The 20,636-nt window shown below is 69.8% G+C and carries 19 protein-coding genes; 12 read left to right on the top strand and 7 right to left on the bottom strand.

Translation table 11 applies throughout. The features are described from left to right. Positions 1 to 125 precede the first annotated feature (125 nt). Together ACLQ2O_RS14560 and ACLQ2O_RS14555 are read right to left on the bottom strand one after the other, a co-directional pair. Positions 126 to 2,834, bottom strand: a complete 2,709-nt coding sequence (locus tag ACLQ2O_RS14560) for a Calx-beta domain-containing protein (RefSeq protein WP_425831375.1) — start codon at positions 2,832 to 2,834, stop codon at positions 126 to 128. A gap of 150 nt (positions 2,835 to 2,984) precedes the next feature. Further along, on the bottom strand, positions 2,985 to 3,914 hold the full coding sequence (locus tag ACLQ2O_RS14555) for an alpha/beta fold hydrolase (protein ID WP_425831373.1): 930 nt from the start codon (positions 3,912 to 3,914) through the stop codon (positions 2,985 to 2,987). A 42-nt stretch (positions 3,915 to 3,956) separates the two neighbouring features. Here ACLQ2O_RS14555 and ligD point away from each other — a divergent pair, with 42 nt between their 5' ends. The 4 genes from ligD (at position 3,957) to ACLQ2O_RS14535 (ending at position 6,586) form a co-directional block, all read left to right on the top strand. Then, positions 3,957 to 4,883, top strand: a complete 927-nt coding sequence (gene ligD / locus ACLQ2O_RS14550) for a non-homologous end-joining DNA ligase (RefSeq protein ID WP_425831371.1) — start codon at positions 3,957 to 3,959, stop codon at positions 4,881 to 4,883. Between the two features lie 187 nt (positions 4,884 to 5,070). Next, entirely contained in the window at positions 5,071 to 5,700 is a 630-nt protein-coding gene (locus ACLQ2O_RS14545; protein WP_184797122.1) for a TetR family transcriptional regulator, read from the top strand. A gap of 183 nt (positions 5,701 to 5,883) precedes the next feature. Continuing rightward, on the top strand, positions 5,884 to 6,111 hold the full coding sequence (locus ACLQ2O_RS14540) for a DUF3107 domain-containing protein (RefSeq protein WP_425831369.1): 228 nt from the start codon (positions 5,884 to 5,886) through the stop codon (positions 6,109 to 6,111). Positions 6,112 to 6,307: 196 nt separating this feature from the next. Then, positions 6,308 to 6,586, top strand: a complete 279-nt coding sequence (locus tag ACLQ2O_RS14535) for a GlsB/YeaQ/YmgE family stress response membrane protein (RefSeq protein WP_425831367.1) — start codon at positions 6,308 to 6,310, stop codon at positions 6,584 to 6,586. Between the two features lie 77 nt (positions 6,587 to 6,663). Here the strand turns inward: ACLQ2O_RS14535 and ACLQ2O_RS14530 are convergent, their stop codons facing one another. Further along, positions 6,664 to 7,347, bottom strand: a complete 684-nt coding sequence (locus ACLQ2O_RS14530; RefSeq protein WP_425831365.1) for a ferritin-like fold-containing protein — start codon at positions 7,345 to 7,347, stop codon at positions 6,664 to 6,666. A 336-nt stretch (positions 7,348 to 7,683) separates the two neighbouring features. Between ACLQ2O_RS14530 and ACLQ2O_RS14525 the strand changes: the two genes are divergently transcribed. Continuing rightward, positions 7,684 to 9,828 carry a DEAD/DEAH box helicase gene (locus ACLQ2O_RS14525; RefSeq protein ID WP_425831363.1) on the top strand — a complete coding sequence of 715 codons (2,145 nt, stop codon included), beginning with the start codon at positions 7,684 to 7,686 and terminating at the stop codon, positions 9,826 to 9,828. A gap of 140 nt (positions 9,829 to 9,968) precedes the next feature. Next, positions 9,969 to 10,874, top strand: a complete 906-nt coding sequence (locus ACLQ2O_RS14520) for a DUF4349 domain-containing protein (protein ID WP_425831361.1) — start codon at positions 9,969 to 9,971, stop codon at positions 10,872 to 10,874. On the opposite strand, the gene ACLQ2O_RS14515 is transcribed toward ACLQ2O_RS14520, so the two are convergent. Continuing rightward, positions 10,871 to 11,620, bottom strand: a complete 750-nt coding sequence (locus tag ACLQ2O_RS14515) for a ParA family protein (protein WP_425831359.1) — start codon at positions 11,618 to 11,620, stop codon at positions 10,871 to 10,873. The two genes, ACLQ2O_RS14520 and ACLQ2O_RS14515, sit on opposite strands and share 4 nt — an antisense overlap. A gap of 86 nt (positions 11,621 to 11,706) precedes the next feature. Between ACLQ2O_RS14515 and ACLQ2O_RS14510 the strand changes: the two genes are divergently transcribed. After that, entirely contained in the window at positions 11,707 to 13,221 is a 1,515-nt protein-coding gene (locus tag ACLQ2O_RS14510; RefSeq protein ID WP_425831357.1) for an MFS transporter, read from the top strand. Beyond that, positions 13,218 to 14,078 carry an alpha/beta fold hydrolase gene (locus ACLQ2O_RS14505; protein WP_425831355.1) on the top strand — a complete coding sequence of 287 codons (861 nt, stop codon included), beginning with the start codon at positions 13,218 to 13,220 and terminating at the stop codon, positions 14,076 to 14,078. Before ACLQ2O_RS14510 ends, ACLQ2O_RS14505 begins: the two co-directional genes overlap by 4 nt. Positions 14,079 to 14,107: 29 nt before the next feature. On the opposite strand, the gene ACLQ2O_RS14500 is transcribed toward ACLQ2O_RS14505, so the two are convergent. Further along, complete coding sequence (locus ACLQ2O_RS14500; protein WP_425831353.1) at positions 14,108 to 15,130, bottom strand: hypothetical protein; 1,023 nt, start codon at positions 15,128 to 15,130, stop codon at positions 14,108 to 14,110. Then, positions 15,127 to 15,642: an RNA polymerase sigma factor gene (locus tag ACLQ2O_RS14495; protein ID WP_425831351.1), complete on the bottom strand. Its 516-nt coding sequence runs from the start codon at positions 15,640 to 15,642 to the stop codon at positions 15,127 to 15,129. The genes ACLQ2O_RS14500 and ACLQ2O_RS14495 overlap by 4 nt, the downstream gene beginning before the upstream one ends. A gap of 180 nt (positions 15,643 to 15,822) precedes the next feature. On the opposite strand from ACLQ2O_RS14495, the gene ACLQ2O_RS14490 reads away from it, so the two are divergent. The 4 genes from ACLQ2O_RS14490 to ACLQ2O_RS14475 all read left to right on the top strand — a co-directional run bounded on the left by ACLQ2O_RS14490 (position 15,823) and on the right by ACLQ2O_RS14475 (position 19,233). Next, positions 15,823 to 16,671, top strand: a complete 849-nt coding sequence (locus ACLQ2O_RS14490; RefSeq protein ID WP_425831349.1) for a RelA/SpoT domain-containing protein — start codon at positions 15,823 to 15,825, stop codon at positions 16,669 to 16,671. Further along, positions 16,668 to 16,985 carry a hypothetical protein gene (locus ACLQ2O_RS14485; protein ID WP_425831347.1) on the top strand — a complete coding sequence of 106 codons (318 nt, stop codon included), beginning with the start codon at positions 16,668 to 16,670 and terminating at the stop codon, positions 16,983 to 16,985. The genes ACLQ2O_RS14490 and ACLQ2O_RS14485 overlap by 4 nt, the downstream gene beginning before the upstream one ends. A gap of 495 nt (positions 16,986 to 17,480) precedes the next feature. Continuing rightward, positions 17,481 to 17,798 carry a hypothetical protein gene (locus ACLQ2O_RS14480; protein ID WP_425831345.1) on the top strand — a complete coding sequence of 106 codons (318 nt, stop codon included), beginning with the start codon at positions 17,481 to 17,483 and terminating at the stop codon, positions 17,796 to 17,798. 199 nt (positions 17,799 to 17,997) lie between these two features. Then, positions 17,998 to 19,233: a DUF222 domain-containing protein gene (locus ACLQ2O_RS14475; RefSeq protein ID WP_425831343.1), complete on the top strand. Its 1,236-nt coding sequence runs from the start codon at positions 17,998 to 18,000 to the stop codon at positions 19,231 to 19,233. A gap of 454 nt (positions 19,234 to 19,687) precedes the next feature. Here ACLQ2O_RS14475 and ACLQ2O_RS14470 read toward each other — a convergent pair whose 3' ends face one another. Beyond that, positions 19,688 to 20,635 carry an ABC transporter ATP-binding protein gene (locus tag ACLQ2O_RS14470; RefSeq protein WP_425831341.1) on the bottom strand — a complete coding sequence of 316 codons (948 nt, stop codon included), beginning with the start codon at positions 20,633 to 20,635 and terminating at the stop codon, positions 19,688 to 19,690. Position 20,636: the final 1 nt, after the last annotated feature.

Below are 20,636 nucleotides of genomic sequence, written 5' to 3'. Positions count from 1 at the left end.
CCCGCCCGGGTCCACCCCCCCGGCCGGACGTCCGCAGGCCGGTCGGTCGGTCTCCCGGGGGGGCGGCGCGGCCGGTCGGCCGCGCCGCCCCCGTGCCAGTCGTTCCGGTGCCGGTCGTTCCGGCGTCAGTCGTTGTCGGTGATCGTCCCGGTGACCGCGAACGGCACTTTCAGGTCCACGCCGGTCACGTCGGTGACCTGCGCGGTGAACGTCTCGGCCGGCTCCTTGACCTTGTCGTCGACCAGCCGGACCTCGATCACACCCTTGGTCTGCCCGGGCTCGACGTACCCGTAGAACGCGCGCGACGGCGGCTCCTCGTCGAGGGTCTTGAAGTCCTTGCCCAGGACCGCGGTGCCGTCCTTCAGCTCGCCCTGGACCGAGATGTACTGGTCACTGGCCGCCGACAGCGTCATCGGGAACTGCAGCGTGGCCCCCTCCTTCGCCGTCGCCGGACCGATGGTCAGCGTCGGCGACGGGTCGTCGTCGATCACCAGACCGTGCCCGAAGGACTCGTCCAGCAGCCCGTCGTGCGGGACCGACAGGACCAGGCTGAAGGCCAGGTCGGCGCTGTCCCGGGTGTTCGCCGTGATCGGCACGGTGATCTTCTGCCGGGTCTGACCGGGCTTGAAGACCACCTTCCGCGCCACCTGACCGACGGACGTGCCGAGGTCGCCGTTCGTCTCGGCGTACACACTGACCGGGCGGATGCTCGGCCGCGACAGCGTCACGAAGAAGTCGACGTTCTTGGTGCCGGTGTCGCCTTCCCGCACCTTCACGTTCGACGCCGACAGCTTCGGCAGCAGCACCGCCGGGGCCGACGTCCCGACACCGGGCCGCGAGAACGACAGGTCGCTCAGGAACACCGAACCGCTCGCCACCCGGTCCGTCCGCAGCTCGACGGCCCGTACGTCGCTCAGGTCGATCCCCTTCAGCGAGGCGATCGGCACCCGGACGGTGCGCAGCAGGTTCTTCGGCAGCACCTCACCCGGGCCAGGCATCCGCACCAGCGCGTCACCGAGCGTGGAGGCCGGCACCGACACCGCCCTGCCGTGCCCGTCGACCACTCGGACGCTCAGGTCGGTCCGCGGCGCTCCGGCCGCGTCAGGCGCCGCCCGGAACGTCAGCGCGGCGTACCGACGGACGTCACGCTGCCCGGCGGCCACAGGAACGCGCAGTACGCCGTCCGTGCCGGTCCAGCTCAGCTTGGTGACACCCAGCGTCGGCGTCTTCTCCGCGTACGACGCAGTGATCCAGTGCGGGATCTGACTCGGGTCCTCGGTCTGCACGCAGTCCGCCGAGCAGACCGTCGCCTTGGCCTTCCCGGAGACCGCACCGGTCGGCAGTGGCGAGTCCAGCTTGGACAGGTCGCGCCGGTCAGCCAGCGGGGCCTGTGCGACCACCCGTACGACGGCCTTGCCGGCCGAGACCGCCCGGCCGTTGGAGCCGTCGAGCAACGGCAGCAGCTGCTTCTCGTGCCCGAGCTGCAGCCGGAAGAAGCCGGCCACGTACGCCGTACCGACGGCCTGCTGCTCCTTGGCGGTCAGCCGGCCCGCGTACTTGGGCCCGCAGGGCGACTCGGCGCCCTCCTCGAACCAGTCGTCGCTGGAGGGGGCGACCGACTGGCCAGGGGTCCACTCGGTGTTGAAGAAGTTGTGGTTGGCGCCCATCACCGTGACGGTCGAGCGCGGCGCGTTGTCGCCGGTGACGGAGTACCGGGTGTCGTCGTAGAACTTCTGGCCCTGCAGGTCGGAGACGTCGCCGTCGCAGTACGGCAGGACGACGGTCATCGCGACACCGGGCACGGTCGCACGGGCGAAGTCGGTCGGCGCCAGCGGGAGCACCGCGCGGATCCCGTACTTGCCACCGCGGTCGGCGTTGAGCACGGCGGCGCGCGCCACGCCCTCACCACCGCGCGAGTGACCCATCAGGCCGACGTTGCGCAGGTCGACCTTGCCGACGAACTTGGTCCCGAACGGGCCGCCGCCGACCGTCGACCACTTCTTCCACAGGTCCAGGTGGTCGAGCACCAGCTCGGCCCGGGCCTGCGCGCCGGCGTCGTACGCCTCGTTGTCCCAGGCGTTGACCGCGTTGGCGCTGATCGAGACGACCTGGTAGCCGTGGCTGGCCAGCGCCTCGGCCGGGCCGTCGTACCCGCGGTAGCTCGGGATCGACTTCCACTCGCCGGTGCACGGCCAGGGCTTCTCCGGGAAGGGGCCGCTCTCGTTGCCGCCGTAGCAGACCTGGTGGCGCCCGTGCAGGAAGACGACCAACGGGCGCGGGCCGGTCGCGCCCCGCGGCGAGTAGACCTTGCCGCGGACCTCCGACTTCTGCTTGAGGCCGGGGAGGTAGACGGCCTCGTCACCGAGGTTGTACTCCGCGGTCTCGACCTGGTACCCGCCCTTGGCACCGGGATCGTCGGCCAGGGCCGGTCCCATCTTCGCCTTCAGCCAGTCCGCGTCGGTCGGCCCGGCCGCGGTTCTGGACCGCTTGCCGTCACCGTCCGGGTCGCCCGACCAGGTCAGCTTGACGTCCCGGGCCTTGAGCACGGCCGGGTCCTTGGTGATCAACGAGACGCTGCGGCGGTCGGCCGACTCCTTGGCCACGCCGACGGCGCGACCGTCGACCGACAGCATCGGGAGCGCGTCCCGCAACGGGATCCGGCGGTCCAGCGCGAGCGTGACCCGGTACCCACCGGCTACCGGCTCGATCCGCCAATCGTTGCTCTGAGCAACAAGAGGTGAGGGCGGTGCCGCCGACGCCGTCGCCGGCACCAGCCCCCATCCCAGCAGTGCGACCATCCCCAGCGACAGTGTTTTGCTGCCGATCAACCGCACGAGGTTCCCTTCGTCGACGAACAGGTCGTCCGTCAGACCCCCGCGGCGGCGGTTTGGTTGTCGTGGTCAACGGATCGGGACGAAGATCATGCCACGGTCCGACCGGGAGTCAGTCCACAGGCTGACGCGGCAGCGAGCAGTCTGTGGTGGTCACCGGCGCGTGGAGGCGAGCAGCTGCCGGAAGGCCCGCGCGACCTCCTCCGGGTGCTCCATCTGGGCCACGTGACCCGACTGCGGCAGGTAGAGCGACCGGGCGTCGGGGAACGCGGCCTGGGCCTTGGTCCGGATCCTGGCGTCGACGAGCCGGTCGCGGCCGCCGTACACGAGCAGGACCGGGCAGGTGATCTTCGCGGCGTCGGCCCACAGCGACCGGCGTGGCGGGGCCAGCTGGGAGAACAGGATGCTGCGGGCGCCGTCGAGCGTCGCCTGGGCTCCCCACGGCTGGGTGTCGCGCCGGTGCAGCTCTTCCTCGTACGCCGCACGCACCTCAGGCGCCAGCGAGCGCGGATCGCCGAACACCATCGACAACGAGGCCTGCAGGCGACGCTCGAACGGCAGCTTGCGCGTCCGCTCCATCACCATCTGCCCGACCCGTGGCGTGGCCAGCGCGGCGAACCAGAGCGCGCTGGCCGAGGCCCTGGGATGCGGCAGCGCCGGAGAGACCAGCGTCAGGGAGGCGATCCGCTCCGGCCGGCTGGCAGCGAGTGCGACCGCCGCGGCGCCGCCCATGGAGTTGCCGAACAGGTGGACCGGCTGGTCACCCAGCTCCTTGTCCATCAGCTCCGCCAGTACGTCGGCCTGCGCGCCGATGCCGATGCGGCCGACCGGTGGGGTCCGCCCGAAGCCCGGCAGGTCCGGGGCGATGCCGCGGACCGTGTCGCTCAGCAGCAGGCCGAGCGCCGTCCAGTTCAGCGACGAGCCGCCGAGCCCATGCACGTACAGCGCCGGCGGGAGGTCCTCCTTGGTGTCGGGGACCTCTCTGACCAGCAGGTCCACGCCCGCGACCGGCACGATGCGGGCCGGCCATTCCTGTGCACCCAGCGGCACCTCGGTGCCGGTTACTCGTCCGTAACTGTCCACAGAGCCATGGTAGGACCCGTTTCACCCTGGACACTGGGAGCCATGGCGGCCGGACAGACGCAACTGACCACCGAGGTCGACGGGCAGACGATGAAGCTCACCAACCTCGGCAAAGTGCTGTACCCGCAGACCGGGTTCACCAAGGCGGAAGTGATCGACTACTACCACCAGATCGCCGCCCTGCTGCTCCCCCACCTGACCGACCGGCCGCTGACCCGCAAACGCTGGCCGGACGGCACCGGAGCGGCGTACTTCTTCGAGAAGAACGCACCACGCGGTACGCCGGACTGGGTGCGCACCGAGACCCTGCCGACGCCCGGGAGCTCCACCGGCCGCGACGAGGCCGACTTCGTGGTCGCGGACGACGTACAGACCGTGGTCTGGCTGGCCAACCTGGCCGCGCTCGAGCTGCACGTCCCACAGTGGCGGATCGGGCTGTCCGACGGCGGCAAGGAGCCGCAGGCCGACCTGGTCGTCTTCGACCTGGACCCGGGGCCGGGGGTGAGCATCGTCGAGTGCTGCGACGTCGCGCTCGCCCTGCGCGAACTGCTCGGCCACTACGGGCTGGAGGGCTGGCCGAAGACCTCCGGGAACAAGGGCATGCACCTGTACGTGCCGATCGCGCCGACGTCGTCCCGGACCGCCAGCGCGTTCGCCAAGCAGCTCGCGGAGCAGCTGGCCGAGGCGCTGCCGGAGAACGTCACCGCGACCATGACCAAGGCGCTGCGGCCCGGCAAGGTCTTCATCGACTGGAGCCAGAACGCCAGCGCCAAGACCACGCTCGCGCCGTACTCGCTGCGCGGCGCCGAGGAGCCGCGGGTCTCCACCCCGGTCGACTGGGACGAGGTGGCCGCCGCGACGTCGCAGGCCGAGCTGACCTTCCTCCCGCACGAGGTGCTGGCGCGCGTCGAGGAGTACGGCGACGTGCTGGAGGGCCTGTACGACGATCCACAGCCGCTGCCGTCCTGAGAGGAGTTTCGCGATGTTCGACGTGCCCGCCGAGGTTCCGGAGGCCGACGTACCGGCTCCGTCCGGGCCGGCTGAACGCACCGGACGGCGCCGCAGCGCGCGGGAGACGACTACCGCTAGGTAGGATTCGGACGGTATACACCGGGGGCGGGTCGTCGCCGGTGCCGCACCACCGTAAGGAGCCGATGTGTCGACGACACCGGAGACCGCACCGAAACGTGGCAGCAGGCTGCCCCGGCTGGCCCGTCGTGCCCAGCTGCTCGAGGCGGCCCAGGAGGTCTTCGTCGCGAACGGCTACCACGCCGCCGCGATGGACGACATCGCCGACCGGGCCGGCGTCTCGAAGCCGGTCCTGTACCAGCACTTCCCCGGCAAGCTCGAGCTGTACCTGGCGCTGCTGGACAGCTCCTGCGAGGCGATCGTCGCGTCGGTCCGCGACGCGCTGAAGTCCACCGAGGACAACAAGCAGCGGGTCGCGGCCACGATCCACGCCTTCTACGAGTACGTCGCCAACGCCCAGGGCGCGTTCCGGCTGGTCTTCGAGTCCGACCTGACCAACGAGCCGGCCGTCCGCGAACGCGTCGACCGCGTCACCCAGGCGTGCGCCGAGGCCTGCTCCGAGGTGATCAGCGCCGACGCCGGCCTGAACAAGGAACAGTCGATGGTGCTGGCCGTCAGCCTGGTCGGCATGGCCCAGGTCAGCGCCCGCTACTGGCTGGCCTCCGACAACCCCACCCTCGCCCAGGAACAAGCCGCCGACCTGGTAGCCAGCCTCGCCTGGCGAGGCATCCGAGGCTTCCCCCGCACCGAAGGCTGAAATCGGCGCAGCCGCTTCGGGGGCGGGGGCCTCCTCCCTCCCCCTCTTTTCACCCCGCCGAGGCTGACCAACCAGCGGCGAGTTCTGCTCTTGGCGGACTGGTGAGAGCTGGGCGGCGGCAGCGGATAGGCTCGTCGGCGTACCGGCGAGACGCGCCGGTCGGAACGTGCCCGGGAGGGTTCCGTGGAGGTCAAGATCGGCGTGCAGCACGCCAATCGTGAGTTGGTGCTGGAGAGCGAGCAGACCCCGGAGGAGGTCCAGTCGGCGGTCGCCGAGGCGCTCACCGGCAAGGCCGGGCTGTTGACGCTGGTCGACGAGAAGGGCCGCCGGTTGATCGTCCCGGCCGAGAAGCTGGCCTACGTCGAGATCGGCGAGTCCGAGATCCGTAAGGTCGGTTTCGGCGCGGTCTGAAGCCCCCGCCGTGACGCCGCCGTGACACCGGACGGCCACGGTCTGGGATCGGTCCGGACTCGATCGCGTGTCCCGGTTGCGGAGTGCGGCGATCGGGGCACGATGAGGATGAGACCTGCGTTCAGGTGGTCTGACGAAGTACCCGTTTGACCTCGGGCACTGGACAGGCGCAGGTAGTCATTCTCGAGGAGGAACCGTGGGATTCTGGGTCTGGATGATCATCGTCAGTCTCATCGCCGGAGTCATCTTCGGGCCACTGGCCCGTCTGGTGCTTCCCGGAAAGCAGAACATCAGTCTCGGTTGGACCATCCTGGGAGGCGGCATCGGCGCCTTCCTCGGCGGCCTGATCGCCTACTTCCTCGGTGTCAAGGACACTTCCGGCCCGGACTGGATCCAGTACCTGATCCAGATCATCTGTGCCGCGATCGTGGTCGCGTTCATCTCGTCGCGCAACAGCGGCAAGGCCAGGGTCTGACCCCAGGAAGCCCGTACCGACCGGCGGCCGCCACCCCTACCCGGGGAGGGCGGCCGCTTGGCGTTCCCGGCCCGGTACTACGGCTGCAGCCCCAGCGCCGTCATCCGGGCCGTGTGCGCCTCGGTCAACCGCGTGAACATCCGCCCGATCGCCGCCAGGTCCAGCCCCGGCCGATCCACCGACCCGGCCAGCAGTGCGGCCAGCGGGTCCCGGTCGGCAGCGATCCGCTGGGCCTGGCTGAGCGCCTCACCGACCAGCCGGCGCCCCCACAACGCGAGCCGCCCGCCGAGCTTCGGGTCCTCGTCGATCGCGGCCCGGACCCGGTCCACCACGAACTCGGCCTGCCCGGAGTCGGCGAACACCTCGAGCACCAGCGCCCGCGTCTCGCCGTCCACGAACGACGCGATCTCGCGGTAGAAGTCGTTGGCCAGGCCGTCCCCGACGTACGCCTTGACCAGGCCCTCGAGCCAGTCCGACGGCGCGGTGTGGTCGTGGAAGGCCTCCAGCGGCGTGACGAACGGCTGCATCGCGTCCATCGGGTCCACCCCGAGCGCGACCAGCCGGTCCCGCAGTTGCACGAAGTGCCCGAACTCGGTGGTCGCCAGCTGGGCCAGCTGGGCCTTGTCGTTCAGGGTCGGGGCGAGCTTGGCGTCCTCGGCGATCCGCTCGAACGCGGTCAGCTCGCCGTAGGCCAGGACACCCAGCAGATCCACCGCCGCGGCCCGGTAGGCGGGATCGTCGAAGGCCGTCGTTTCGGTCATGGTCCGCACCATATCGGCCCGGCGGTACCTGGTGGTGAAATGCGAGCCGGGCGAGGCTGACATGGTTTGCGGTTACACTGGACGGTGTTTCGCCGGTGACGCGCCCAGATGGGCAGCTGGTGCGAGCCGCTTGCACAGTGTCCCGCGCCTCACGATGAAGGGCTCCGGGTGATCCGATTCAGGACACCTCACCCTGGCGCCGGCCCTGTGCATTCTGTCCGTACAAGCATGTGAGAGGCGATCAGCCTGACCACCTTCCGAGAGCTCGGGGTCCTGCCCGAGATCTGTGACGCGCTCGACCGCGTCGGCATCGTGGAGCCGTTTCCGATCCAGGAGATGACGCTCCCCGTCGCACTGATGGGCACCGACCTGATCGGTCAGGCCCGGACCGGGACCGGTAAGACCCTCGGGTTCGGCATCCCGCTGCTGCAGCGCACCATCTCCCCGGGCGAGCCCGACTACGAAGAGCTGGCTGCCCCTGGCAAGCCGCAGGCCCTGGTCGTGACCCCGACGCGTGAGCTGACCATCCAGGTCGCCAAGGACCTGACCACCGCCTCGACCGTCCGCACGGTCCGCGTGATGACGATCTACGGCGGCGTCGCCTACGAGCCGCAGCTGGACACCCTGAAGTCAGGCGTCGACGTCGTCGTCGGTACGCCGGGCCGCCTGCTCGACCTGGCCAACCGCGGTGTGCTCGACCTGTCGCACATCAAGGTGCTGGTGCTGGACGAGGCCGACGAGATGCTGGACCTCGGCTTCCTGCCCGACGTCGAGCGGATCCTGCGCAAGACGCCCGAGCTGCGCCAGACAATGTTGTTCTCGGCAACGATGCCGTCGGCTGTGATCGGCCTGGCGCGCACGCACATGCGGCACCCGCTGAACATCCGCGCGGAGTCGCACGATGACACCCAGATGGTGCCGACCACGGCCCAGTTCGTCTACCGGGCGCACGACCTGGACAAGCCCGAGGTCGTCGCGCGGATCCTGCAGGCCGATGACCGTGGCCGGGTGATGATCTTCTGCCGGACCAAGCGCGAGGCGTCCCGGCTGACCGACGAGCTGAGCGACCGCGGCTTCAAGGCCGCCGCGATCCACGGCGACCTGAACCAGCAGGCCCGTGAGCGGGCGCTGACCCGCTTCCGCGGCGACAAGGTCGACGTGCTGATCTGCACCGACGTCGCGGCGCGGGGCATCGATGTCGAGGGCGTCACGCACGTCATCAACAACACCTGCCCCGAGGACGAGAAGGCCTACATCCACCGGATCGGCCGGACCGGCCGCGCCGGTGCGAGCGGCATCGCGGTGACGTTCGTCGACTGGGCGGACCTGGTCCGCTGGAAGACGATCAACAAGGCGCTCGACCTGCCGTACGACGAGCCGCAGGAGATCTACTCCACGTCGCCGGAGCTGTACCACGACCTCGGCATCCCGACCGACGCGAAGGGCCGGATCAAGGCCGCGCGCGAGGACAAGCCCGAGCGCGACCGCCCGCCGCGACGCAGCGAGGGCGAGTCGGGTTCGGCGCCGGCCTCGGGCGAGCGTCCGGGCCGCAAGCGGAACCGGAACCGTCGTCGGACGCGGAACGGCCAGAGCGTGGAGGGCGTCGAGCAGAAGACCGACGCCGACGTGACCGCGAAGACGCTGGTCCCGCCGACGCCGGCGACGTCCACCGAGGCCGCCGAGCACGGCAGTGTGGAACACGGCTCCCGCGAGCGCGGCGAGCGCAAGCCGCGGCAGCGCAACCGTCGCCGCCGTGGTGGCGACGCGGCGGAGAGCACGGAGTCGCTCGCGCCGCAGCCGACCAGTGTCGAGGCCCCGGCCGAAGCACAGGCCGACGCACCGGCTGCACCGGTTGAGGACGCGCCGCGTCGTACGCGCACTCGTCGTCGTACCGGGTCGTCGGAGACCGCGGCAGCGGAGACCACCGAGGCGCCGGCAACGGTCGCCGAAGCGGTCGAGGCACCGGCCACGGTCGCTGAAGTAGTCGACGCGCCGGCGGAGAAGCCTGCTCGCCGTACGCGGACCCGCAAGGCGGCTGCCGCCACCGAGGCTGTTGCTGAGGCACCGGTGGTTGCCGACGTGCCGGTCGAGGAGAAGCCCAAGCGGACCCGCACCCGCAAGGCTGCTGCTGCTCCGGTCACTGATGCTCCGGTCGAAGAGGCCGTGGTTGAGGCTCCTGTCGAGGAGAAGCCGAAGCGGACCCGGAAGAAGGCGGTCGCGAAGCCGGCGGCCGACGAGGCTCCGGTGGTCGAGGAGGCTGCTCCGGTGGCCAAGAAGGCTGCGGCGAAGCGGCCGGCCAAGAAGGCAGTAGCGAAGAAGGCAGTGGCGAAGAAGGCCGTGGCGAAGAAGGCCGTGGCCAAGAAGGCCGTGGCCAAGAAGGCCTCGGCCAAGCCGGTTGCCGAGGCCGTCGAGGAGAAGCCGGTCAAGCGGACCCGGAAGAAGGCCGCGCCGGCCACGCCGACCTTCACCGCTCCCGAGTAGCACCCGAGCACACAGGCAAACCCCGTCCCGTGGTGGGCGGGGTTTTCTGTTGCCCGACCGTGACCGAACGCCGCAACGCCGTACCCCCGCACGGCCGTCCCTAGCTGGACAGATCGTCGAGGGGAAAGAGGGTATGGGCGATGGTGAAGACACGGTTCACCGCCGTAGCGGCAGGGGTCGTGCTGGCGGCCGTGGCGCTGACCGGCTGCAGCGGTGGTGGCGACAACTCGAACGCGAGCACGGACAGCGCGGCGGCGCCGGAGTTCAGCGGGCCGCAGGACAAAGCCGGGCCGCAGGCGGACACGTCGGCCGGTTCGGGCGCGGCGAAGGAGAAGGCCGGTGCGCCTGCGCAGCCGAACCTGACGCGCGCGATCGTCAAGACCGGTTCGCTGGCCGTCGAGCACGAGGACGTCGACAAGCAGCGCCAGGCCGCGATCAGCGTCGTGACGGGCCTGCGCGGTCAGGTCGCGTCCGAGGACACCGGCGGCGACGACAACGGCCGGATCACCCGCGCGAACCTGGTCCTGAAGGTGCCGACGGCGTCGTACGAGACCGCGATCCAGCGCTTGTCGGAGCTCGGGACGCGGACGGCGATCCACCAGGAGTCCAGCGACGTCACCGAGCAGGTGGTCGACGTGGACAGCCGGATCGCCACCCAGCGCGCCAGCCTCAGCCGGATGCGCGCCCTGCTGGCGAAAGCGACCACGATCGCCGAGATCGTGTCGGTCGAGTCCGAGCTGACGCGGCGCGAGGCCGACCTGGAATCCCTGCTGGCCAAGCAGAAGGCGCTGTCCGGGCAGACCGAACTGGCGACGCTCTCGCTGGTGATCGCCCAGCCGGGCAAGGCGCCGGCCGAGGTGAAGGACGACGACCGTGGTTTTCTCGCCGGGCTAGCGGGTGGCTGGAACGCCTTCACCGCAACGTTTCTCGCGGTCGCCACGGCCGTCGGCGCACTGCTGCCGTTCCTGGTCGTCCTTGCGCTGATCGGCGTTCCGCTGTGGCGCTACCGCCATCGCATCCGCCGCACGCAGCCGGAACAGCCTTAAAGCAGCGCCTTGGCGAGTTCTCGGTACGCCGCCGCGCCGGGGGTCGCCGGTGCGGTGGTCAGGATGGTCTGGCCGATCGCGGGAGCCTCGGCGAAGCGGATCGACTTGGGGATCGGCGGCTGCAGGACCGGCAGGTCGTAGGTACCGGAGATCGTCTCCAGCACTTTGCGCGCGTGGGTCGTGCGGCCGTCATACAGGGTCGGGAGGACGCCGAGGATCTCGAGGCCCGGGTTCGTCAGCTGCTGGACGTCGTGGATCGTGTCCAGCAACTGCCCGACCCCGCGGTGCGCGAGCGTCTCGCACTGCAGCGGGATCAGCACCTCGGACGCAGCCGACAGTCCGTTGACGGTCAGCAGCCCGAGCGTCGGCGGGCAGTCGATCAAGATCCAGTCGTACGACGCCGCCAGCGGCCGCAGCGCCGTCCGCAGCGACTGCTCGGCACCGCTGTCGCGCGACAGCCGGACCTCGGCCGTGGCGAGCTCGATCGTGGCCGGGACCAGGTCCGGCCCCTCGTCGAGCGTGATCAGGATGTCGCGGGCCTTCGCCGAGCCGAGCAGCACGTGGTGCAGCGAGGTGTCCAGGTCCTCGGGATCGACGCCGAGCGAGAACGTCAGACACGCCTGCGGGTCGAGGTCGACGAGCAGCACGCGCTGCCCGAGCTCGGTCAGGGCAGCACCGAGCGAGGCGACGGTGGTGGTCTTCGCCACCCCGCCCTTCTGATTGGCGACTGCCAGCGTCCGCGGCACCCGGCCATTGTGCCGCACGGTGGAACGGGCCGCCTTTCGGGGCCGCTGTTGACTTAAAGTATTGTTGAGGTTTCAGGATGACCGGCATGACAACGACCGTGGAGACGACGACCCGGGCCGGCCGGCGCGAGTGGCTCGGCCTGGCCGTGCTGGCGCTGCCGACCATCCTGATCGGCCTCGACATGACGGTCCTGCACCTGGCCGCCCCGATGCTGACCGCCGATCTCGGCCCGAGCAGCTCGGAGCTGCTCTGGATCATCGACGTGTACGGGTTCGTCGTCGCCGGGCTGCTGATCACGATGGGCACGATCGGCGACCGGATCGGCCGCCGCCGGCTGCTGATGATCGGCGCGGCCGGCTTCGCCGTCGCGTCGCTGGTGGCCGCGTTCGCGACCAGCGCGGCGATGCTGATCGGCGCGCGGGCGTTGCTCGGTCTGGCCGGCGCGACGCTGATGCCGTCGACGCTGTCGCTGATCAGCAACATGTTCCGCGACCCGCGCCAGCGGCAGCTGGCGATCGCGATCTGGATGACGAACTTCATGGTCGGCGGGATCGCCGGTCCGCTGGTCGGCGGCGTACTGCTGGAGAACTTCCACTGGGGTGCGGTGTTCCTGATCGGCATCCCGCCGCTGCTGCTCCTGCTCGCGCTCGCGCGGCCGCTGCTGCCGGAGTTCCGCAATCCCGGTGCGGGCCGGATCGACCTGCCCAGCGTGGCCCTGTCCACCGGCGCGATCATCGCGGTCGTCTATGCCTTGAAGGAGACCGCCAAGGACGGCGTGCACCTGCTCAGCCTCGTCGTACTGGCCGCTGGTCTGCTGGCCGGCTACACCTTCGTACGGCGGCAGTTGACCCTGACGGAGCCGCTGCTGGACATGCATCTGTTCCGGCTGCCGTCGTTCAGCGTCTCGCTGGGCGCACAGACCTTCGGACTGTTCGTACTGGCCGCCACTGGATTCCTCTCGGTCCAGTACTTCCAGCTGGTGCTCGGCCTGTCCCCGCTGCACGCCGGCCTGTGGATGATGCCGTCGGCCGTCTCCGGGATCATCGGAACGCTGGGCGGACCCCTGATCGTCCGCCGGCTCAGCGCCCGAACGTCGATGACGCTCGGCTTCCTCATCGCGATCCCCGGACTGGGCCTGATGGCACTGTCCGGCCGTACAGCGATCGTCGTCGGCCTCGTTATCGCCAACTTCGGCATCCAGCTCGTCCTGGCTCTCACCTACGACCTGGTGGTCGGCAGTGCTCCCCCGGAGCGCGCTGGTGTCGCCTCAGGCATGGGTGAGACCGGCACTGAGCTCGGCATGGCTCTGGGCGTCGCTGTAGCGGGCAGCCTGGTCACAGCGGTCTACCGCAGCCAGGTGACCGAGCAGACGCTGCCTGCTGGGGTCTCCAGCGAGGCACGCGACACACTGGGCAGCGCAGTCGCCGTCGCCGACCACCTCCCTGGTCCGCTGGCCAGGGAGGTCCTGGAGCTGACCAGAGCGGCGTACACGGACGGTGTACAGCTCGCAGCGCTCGTGAGCCTGGGCATCATCGTCGTACTGGCTGTGGTGACCGCCACCCTGCTGCGGACCAGGCAGCGGGATACCGTGGAGCTGTGAGTACGCCGCGCACGCTGACCCTGCCCGACGGAGTCCGTCCCGTCACGCTCGAGACCGACCGTGGCAGCTTCGCCACCCTGCAGGCCGTGCCGGACGTCGGTACGCCGCTCGGTACGGCACTGCTGGTCCCGGGCTGGACCGGCAGCAAGGAGGACTTCACCCCGCTGGTGGACCACCTGGCGCGCTTCGGCTGGCGGACGGTCGCGGTGGACCAGCGGGGTCAGTACGAGACGCCCGGCCCGGCCGACCCTTCGGCGTACACGCTGGAGGAGCTCGCGCTCGACGTGGTCGCGATGAGCAAGGCGCTGGGCGGCTACAGCCAGCTGGTCGGGCACTCGTTCGGCGGTCTGGTCGCGCGGGAGGCCGTGCTGGCCGACCCGTCGGTGTTCTCGACCGTCACGCTGCTCTGCTCGGGCCCGGGCGCCTTCGGCGACGAGGCGAAGGTGCAGGCGCTGCAGATGATGGCGTTCGGCCTCGACAACCTGCCGATCGAGCAGGTGTACGACCTGAAGCTGGAGCACGACAGCAAGGAACCCCGGTACGTCGCACCCGCGACCGAGATCGCGGCGTTCCTGCGCAAGCGGTTCACCGGGAACGTGCCGGTGAGTCTGTCCGAGATCACCAAGCGGCTGGTCGACGCCGAGGACCGGACCCACCGGCTGGCCAAGTCCGGCGTACGGGCTCAGGTCGCGTACGGCGAGACCGACGACGGCTGGCCGCTCGCGGTGCAGGACCGGATGGCCGACATCCTCGGCGTGAAGCCGCAGGTGATCGCGGACGCGGGCCACTCTCCCGCGATCGACCAGCCGGCCGCGACAGCGCGGATCCTGGTCGACTTCTTCCACGACCACCACTGAGGCCGGCGGCGACGCACAGGTCGACCTGCTCAGCTGACCGGCCTGATGTACGGCTGCAGGTCCAGCGAGTCGACCCCGATCGGCTTCAGCGCGTTCAGCGTCTTCTCGTCCACGATCCGCAGGTCGACCCGCACCGGCTTGTCACCGACACCGAGCCCGACCGACGTGATGCCGTAGTCCGTCATCGGCAACGCCTCCACCGCGGACTGCTGCTTGACCGCCTCGGACTGGCTCACCTTCACCTGGATCACGCAGAGGTTCCCCTTGACCTGCGGCTCCAGCGCCCGTCGTACCGCCGCGACGTCGCCGTGCGCGACCCCGATCATCACCACGCTCGGCTTGTTCGGCGGCGCGCCTGGTGTCGTCTCGGTCGGGAACCCTTCCGGCCAGCCGATCCACGGGTTCTGCAGCTCCGCCGTACGGGCCTTTACGAACTGCTCGACCGCGGGCGTGATCGACTGACTCGCGTCGCCCGCCTTCCACCCACCGGCCGGCGCCGCACACGGAACGGTCGGCGCCGTATCGCCCGGCTGAACCGGCGCCGGAGCGCCCTGCTCCTCGACCGCGATGGTCCCGGCCTTCCACGTCCCGACCAACCGGGCCACGCCTGCCTTCACACCGTTGATCACGCTCAGGTCGACCAGGCGGGTGAGATCGACCCCGGTCAGGTCCACCGCGGCATTACACGCCGGCGCCTCACTCTCGACCTGCGAGGTCGAAGGCAGCGGCAGGCAGTACCGAACCGGTACGCCGGGCGCCGCGACGACCTGCCCGCTGACCTCGACCCGGTCGCCGTCCCGGACCTCCAGCGGATGCGTCTTACCGTTGCCCGGAGCAACCACCGGCGCGTCGTCGCCGCCCGGCAGCACGATCAGCGCGGCCGTCGCGATCGCCGCGACACTCGCCGCCGCCAGCGCCGGAACCAGCCACTTGGGGCGCTTGGGCTTCCGCGTGATCCGCTGCACGTCCGGCTCCGGCGGCGAAGGCTGCTCGGCACGCCACCGAGAGCCCGCCTGCCGCAGCAGCTCGTCGATCTCGTCGGTCGGTGTCATTCGCTGACCTCCAGCAAGGACCGCAGGCGCGCCCGCGCGTCGGAAAGAGTTGACTTCACGGTGCCCTCGGAGCACCCCATGACCGCTGCCGTGTCGGCCACCGACAGGTCGGCGAAGTAGAAGCAGTCCACCGCCAGCCGCTGCCGCGCCGACAGAGCTTCCATCGCGTGCTCCACGTCCACCCGGCCGTCGACGTCACCACCCGCCGCCGCGGCATCGTGCTCCGCCAGCTCCACCACCGGCCGAACCCGCCGCGCCGCCTTCCGCGCCTGATCGGCCGTGATCGCCAGCAACCACGCCGACGCCGACCCGCGCGTCGCGTCGTACTGCCCACGTTTCATCCAGGCCCGGGTCAACGCCTCCTGCACGATGTCGTCCCGGTCGGCGCCCACGCCCAGCCGCCCGGCCACCCGGGCCATCGCCGGCAGGTGCGGCCGCACCCACGCCACGAACCCAGCCCCGTCCGCCGGAGGCGCCACCACCCCACCCCGCTCGATCATCGTCGCAGCCACACCCTGTCTACCCTCTCCACCCCACACCTGGTTGGGTCCCTCCACCATTTCCCCAACGACCCCACTCCCACCAGGTCACAACTGAAACCTCCTCACCACTTATCCACAGATCCAAATTCCCACCCCACGGGCGCTCCCGAACTCACTACCTTCGAAGAACAACGACCACCTGGGGGACAGATGCCATGGAACGGCGGGGGTGACGGGCTTCCGGAGCCGGCGGACCTGCATGATCGGGCGAGCAGGGAGCGGGAGCTCGACTGGGGTGCGCCGTTGCCTACTCGCGCCGACATCGCGGAGATGTACGGCTCGGAAGCGGCCTCGTACAGTCTCAGCTGGCTGGCTGGTGCGGGGGCCGTCGAGCCGGCAGTGACAGCCGACATGGTCGAGGCGATCGGCACCGAGGGCTTTCCCTACCACCTGAAGAACCGGCTGAAGTCCCCGCAGTCGTTGGCTCGGAAGCTCAGCACCCGGGCCGATTACCGTCGGGGCAGAGGGCGGAGTCGGCCGGAAGACGTTCTGCGCTACACGGTCGGTACCGATCACCCACGCGACCTGGTCACGACCGCTGTCCGGACCGTGGAGCGGCTGCTGGCCAAGGGGTGGACGATCGATTCCGCTCATCACTCGTACGTCGACCGCAGCCGCTACAAGGGCCTGCACGTCTTCCTGCACACCAGAGGACAGACAGTCGAGCTCCAGGTGCACTCTCGCGAGTCGCTCGCCGTGAAGGAGCTGACCACGCCTCTGTACGAAGTGCAGCGTGATCGCAACCAGTCTCCGACGGTCCGCGCCGCCGCCGGCGCGGAGGCGACCGAGCTGTCCGCCAGGCTGACCGATCCGGCCGGGCTCGGGGACCTGGAGACGCTGGGCGGCGTACCGATCACGACCAGACGATACGGCGACGGAAAGATGACGACCTCCCGGGGCAGTCGGCCGGTCGTCGTCGCGGAGCAACCGACGGTCCGGGAGAATCAGTACCGAGAGCAGCTCAACCAGCTGGACCGACCGGACGGGACCTCACGATGACTCGGTTGTTTGTGATCAAGGACGACGACGGCAGCGACCTGTGGGTTGCCGCGGTGATCGATCAGGACGTGTGGACGTACGTCGCCAACACCGGCAAGTTCCACCTCAACGAAGGCGCCCGGGAGGACTTCTTCTTCCTCAGCGAGCTGGAGTTCCAGGACATCGGCATCGCCGAGGCCCAGCGGTTGATCGCCGTCGGCGTGGGCACGGTCGACGAGCAGCAGACCCCCGACTCGGTGCGCCGCTGGCGTGCGGACGAGACTCCGATGGACCCCGAGATCGTCTTCGCCTCGATGGCCGCCGACCTCGGCTAGAGCGCTGGTACGGCCTACGAACTGGTGCCCTCACGCCCCGGTGCCCTGGGCAACTGAACCGGTGAGCGAAGTTGTCCACAGATCCAGATCCTCACCCCACAGCACCTCCCCCGGTAACTGCCGTCGAAGGACGACGACCACCTGGGGGGACCACATGCAGGACGACCGCCCACCGGAGCCGGCAGAACTGCATGCGCAGCTCAGTCGGGACCATCCACTCGACTGGGGAGACCTTCCGAGCCGGGAGCAGATCATCGCCAAGTACGGCGCCAGGGCTACCGCCCGTCCTCGGGTACACCGTCGGTGTGAACTGTCCCGACCAGGTCGTAGCTGCTGCGCACAAGGTGGTCGGTCGTCTGCAAGCACGGGGGTGGTCGGTGGAGGCAGCCCACCATACCTACGTACCATCCAGGAGCCTCCGCCAGGGCGGCGGAACGAGCCGCAGCAGCAACGTGACCGACGCAGGAAGAACGACGGCCGGGATGGGATCGGACGATGACACGATTGTTCATGGTCAAGGACAACAACGGCGAACCGCACCTTGTTGCCGGGCTCATCGACGAGGACCTCTGGGTCTATGTCGCCAAGGCGGGCCGGTTTCACCGCAACGAGGCGGCCCAACAGGACTACTTCTTCCAGCGGGACTTGGAGTACGTCGAGATCGGGATCGCCGAGGCGCGATGTCTGATGGCCGCGGGCGTCGGTATCTACGACGAGGAGATCGACCCCGAGACCCTGCAGGAGTGGAGGGACGACCCGACTCCCATGGACGCGGAAATCGTCTTCGCATCCATGGCCGCCGACCTCGGCTGAGCTGGTACGGCGTACGGACAACGACCTCTGCGCCGATGCTGGGCAACTAACTCTCCAAGGCCTGCTCCCAGACGGCGTGATTCAAGCATCTGCCCCCGCGTTCCGGCTGGTTGGCCGGTTCCGGTCAGATTGCGGGTTTCTTTGCTGGTAAGGGCTTTTCGGCCGAAAACTGTCGGCAGGATCGGGCACTATTGACGGCATGGCAGAGTGCGACGAGCGACCGGTCTGGTCGATGAGCGGCAGTGAGATGTTGTCTGCTCTCGACGCGACGCAGGCCGACATCGCACGCCTGCAGGTGTACCGTCTCCGCCTGCTCGCAGCCCTCGAGGCCAACGGTCATGCAAGCGAGATCGGCGCCCGCGACACCGTCCAACTCATCGCGATGCGCCATCGCCTCGACTCCACCGACGTCCGCCGCGACCTGCGCCTGGCCTCGGCACTGCCGAAGTACCCGGAGGTCAACACAGCCCTCAGCTCCGACCTCCACACCGGACAGGCCGAAGCGATCGTCACCGCGCTGGAACGCATCCCCTGCACCGCGATGGTCCCGCTCGAAGACCTTCGAGTCGCCGAGCGCCAGATGGTCGAGGCCGCTGAGGTCCTCAATCCCCGTGAGCTACGAAAGCTCGGCAAGGCCGTCCGCGACACCTTGGACACCGACGGCCCCGAGCCCGACGAGGTCCGAGCACTCGCCGCCGAGACCCTGTGGTTGAAGCGCGGTGATCACGGCGCCGAGTTCGGCGGGTACCTGGCGGGCGAGCACGCCGAACTCTTCGAGACCTTGATCTTCGCCGGCTCCCGCCCGCACCTGACCGCCGACGGACAACGCGATCCCCGCAGCCGCGGCAAGCGCCAAGCAGATGCCCTCACCACCATCCTCGCCGCAGCCGCGGCGACCGGCGCGGCCGCGCCCGCCCACGGCGACATCAAGCCGCACGTCACCGTCACCATCGATCTCAAAGACCTGCAGTCCGCCACCGGCACCGGCCGGCTGGCCTCCGGCGCAACCCTCTCGGCCGCCGCCGTACGCCGCGTCGCCTGCGACGCCGGCATCATCCCCATGGTCCTCGGCACCGACTCCGAACCCCTCGACGTAGGCACCGAGCACCGCTTCGTCACCCGCGCCATCCGCCACGCCCTGAACACCCGCGACCGAGGCTGCGTCGTCTGCTCCGCCCCGCCCGCGATGACCGAGGCCCACCACATCACTCACTGGTCCGACGGCGGCCCCACCACCCTCACCAACCTGGCCCTGCTCTGCAGACCCCACCACACCGAAGTCCACCAGGGCCACTGGACCCTGAAATTTCATGAGGGCCGCCCGCACGCCACCCGCCCGAGCTGGTCCATCCCAGACCGGCCAACCCACGCCACCTCAGCACCAGCGCAGTCCGGCCAGAGCGAAACGCCTCAACCAACCGCCGAGCCACCCTGAGCCGCCTTGGCCTACGACAGCAGCCCGATCCCGTCAGGCTGCTCACACTCACAGTGCCCTGGCTTCTCAAGCACGCCGGCTTCTCAAGCACGCTGGCTTCTCAAGCACGCTCGCCTTGGCGTGCCACGGCCCCGGCGTCAACCGAGCCGCCCGCCGCCCGGCCACACCCAAACCGCCCTATAGCCACCGCGCTGGCCGATCTGTGCAGCCAGTCCGCCCTGTCGTCACGCCGCCGCCCAGCACGAACCAGCCGCCCTTTCCACGTGCCACGACCCGACATCGCTGGCTCGCCCTCCGCCGTGCCACCACCCGACATCGCTGGCTCGCCCTCCGCCGTGCCACCACCCGACGTCGCCGGCTCGCCCTCCGCCGCGCCACCACCCGATGTCAACCAAGCCACCTCCGCCGCGCCACCGCCGGGCGTTGGTCTAGTCCCCCACCTAGAGCACCGCGGTCAGGCTCCCGCGTACAGCTTGGTGATGATGGACTCGATGGGCGGCTCCTGCACCGAGAGGTCGACCAGCGGGTACGCGGCGGCGATCTGCGCCACCAGCGGTGCGGCCGACGTGGTGGGCGGGAACGAGAGCCACTGGCGAGGCCCGTCGGTGCGGGTGACGGTGGCGCCTTCGACGGTGATCGGCGGGTGCGGGGTCGCCAAGTCGACAACGAGCGTGCGCGGCGCTGACTGCGAAGCTCGAAGCCCAGTGAGCGTGCCGTCGTAGACCTGGTGGCCGTGATCGATGACCATCACTCTCGAGCAGAGGGCTTCGATGTCGTCGAGGTCGTGAGTGGTGAGGATGACAGTGGTGCCCCGGTCCTTGTTCAGCTCGGCCAGGAACGTGCGGAGGCGAGCCTTGCTGACGATGTCCAGACCGATGGTGGGTTCGTCCAGGTAGACGATCTCAGGATCGTGAAGCAGCGCGGCAGCGATGTCACCGCGCATCCGCTGCCCCAGCGAGAGCTGCCGGACAGGGACATCAAGCAGATCGCCCAGGTCCAGGAGCTCGACGAAGGTCTCCAGGTTCTCGCGGTGACGGGCCCGCGGGACGCCGTACATCTTCTGCAGAACGGCGAAGGATTCCTTGAGCGGCAGGTCCCACCACAGTGTGGTGCGTTGACCGAAGACCACGCCGATGCGTTTCGCCAGGCGAGTGCGGTGGCGAGACGGGTCCACACCGGCGACGCGGATGGTGCCGCCGGTCGGCACCAGGATCCCGGTCAGCATCTTGATCGTGGTGGACTTGCCGGCGCCGTTCGGGCCGATGTAGCCCATCACCTCGCCGGGTTCGACGGTGAACGACAGGTCGTCGACGGCGCGGACCTCGCGGCGGGTACGCCGCAGGCCGGTGCGGGTGGAGACGGTGAACGCGCGGGACACCTGGTCCAGCTCGATGACGGGCACG

It is taken from the genome of Kribbella sp. DT2 (assembly GCF_049844575.1).
Classification (GTDB): Bacteria; Actinomycetota; Actinomycetes; order Propionibacteriales; family Kribbellaceae; genus Kribbella.
This window is presented reverse-complemented; position numbering and strand designations above follow the sequence as displayed.

Coding starts and splice junctions, on each gene's coding strand:
- ligD (WP_425831371.1), top strand. CDS start 3,957: ATGGCGGCCGGACAGACGCAACTGACCACCGAGGTCGACGGGCAGACG.
- ACLQ2O_RS14530 (WP_425831365.1), bottom strand. CDS start 7,347: ATGACCGAAACGACGGCCTTCGACGATCCCGCCTACCGGGCCGCGGCG.
- ACLQ2O_RS14525 (WP_425831363.1), top strand. CDS start 7,684: ATGACGCTCCCCGTCGCACTGATGGGCACCGACCTGATCGGTCAGGCC.
- ACLQ2O_RS14520 (WP_425831361.1), top strand. CDS start 9,969: ATGGTGAAGACACGGTTCACCGCCGTAGCGGCAGGGGTCGTGCTGGCG.
- ACLQ2O_RS14510 (WP_425831357.1), top strand. CDS start 11,707: ATGACAACGACCGTGGAGACGACGACCCGGGCCGGCCGGCGCGAGTGG.
- ACLQ2O_RS14500 (WP_425831353.1), bottom strand. CDS start 15,130: ATGACACCGACCGACGAGATCGACGAGCTGCTGCGGCAGGCGGGCTCT.
- ACLQ2O_RS14490 (WP_425831349.1), top strand. CDS start 15,823: ATGCCATGGAACGGCGGGGGTGACGGGCTTCCGGAGCCGGCGGACCTG.
- ACLQ2O_RS14485 (WP_425831347.1), top strand. CDS start 16,668: ATGACTCGGTTGTTTGTGATCAAGGACGACGACGGCAGCGACCTGTGG.
- ACLQ2O_RS14480 (WP_425831345.1), top strand. CDS start 17,481: ATGACACGATTGTTCATGGTCAAGGACAACAACGGCGAACCGCACCTT.
- ACLQ2O_RS14475 (WP_425831343.1), top strand. CDS start 17,998: ATGGCAGAGTGCGACGAGCGACCGGTCTGGTCGATGAGCGGCAGTGAG.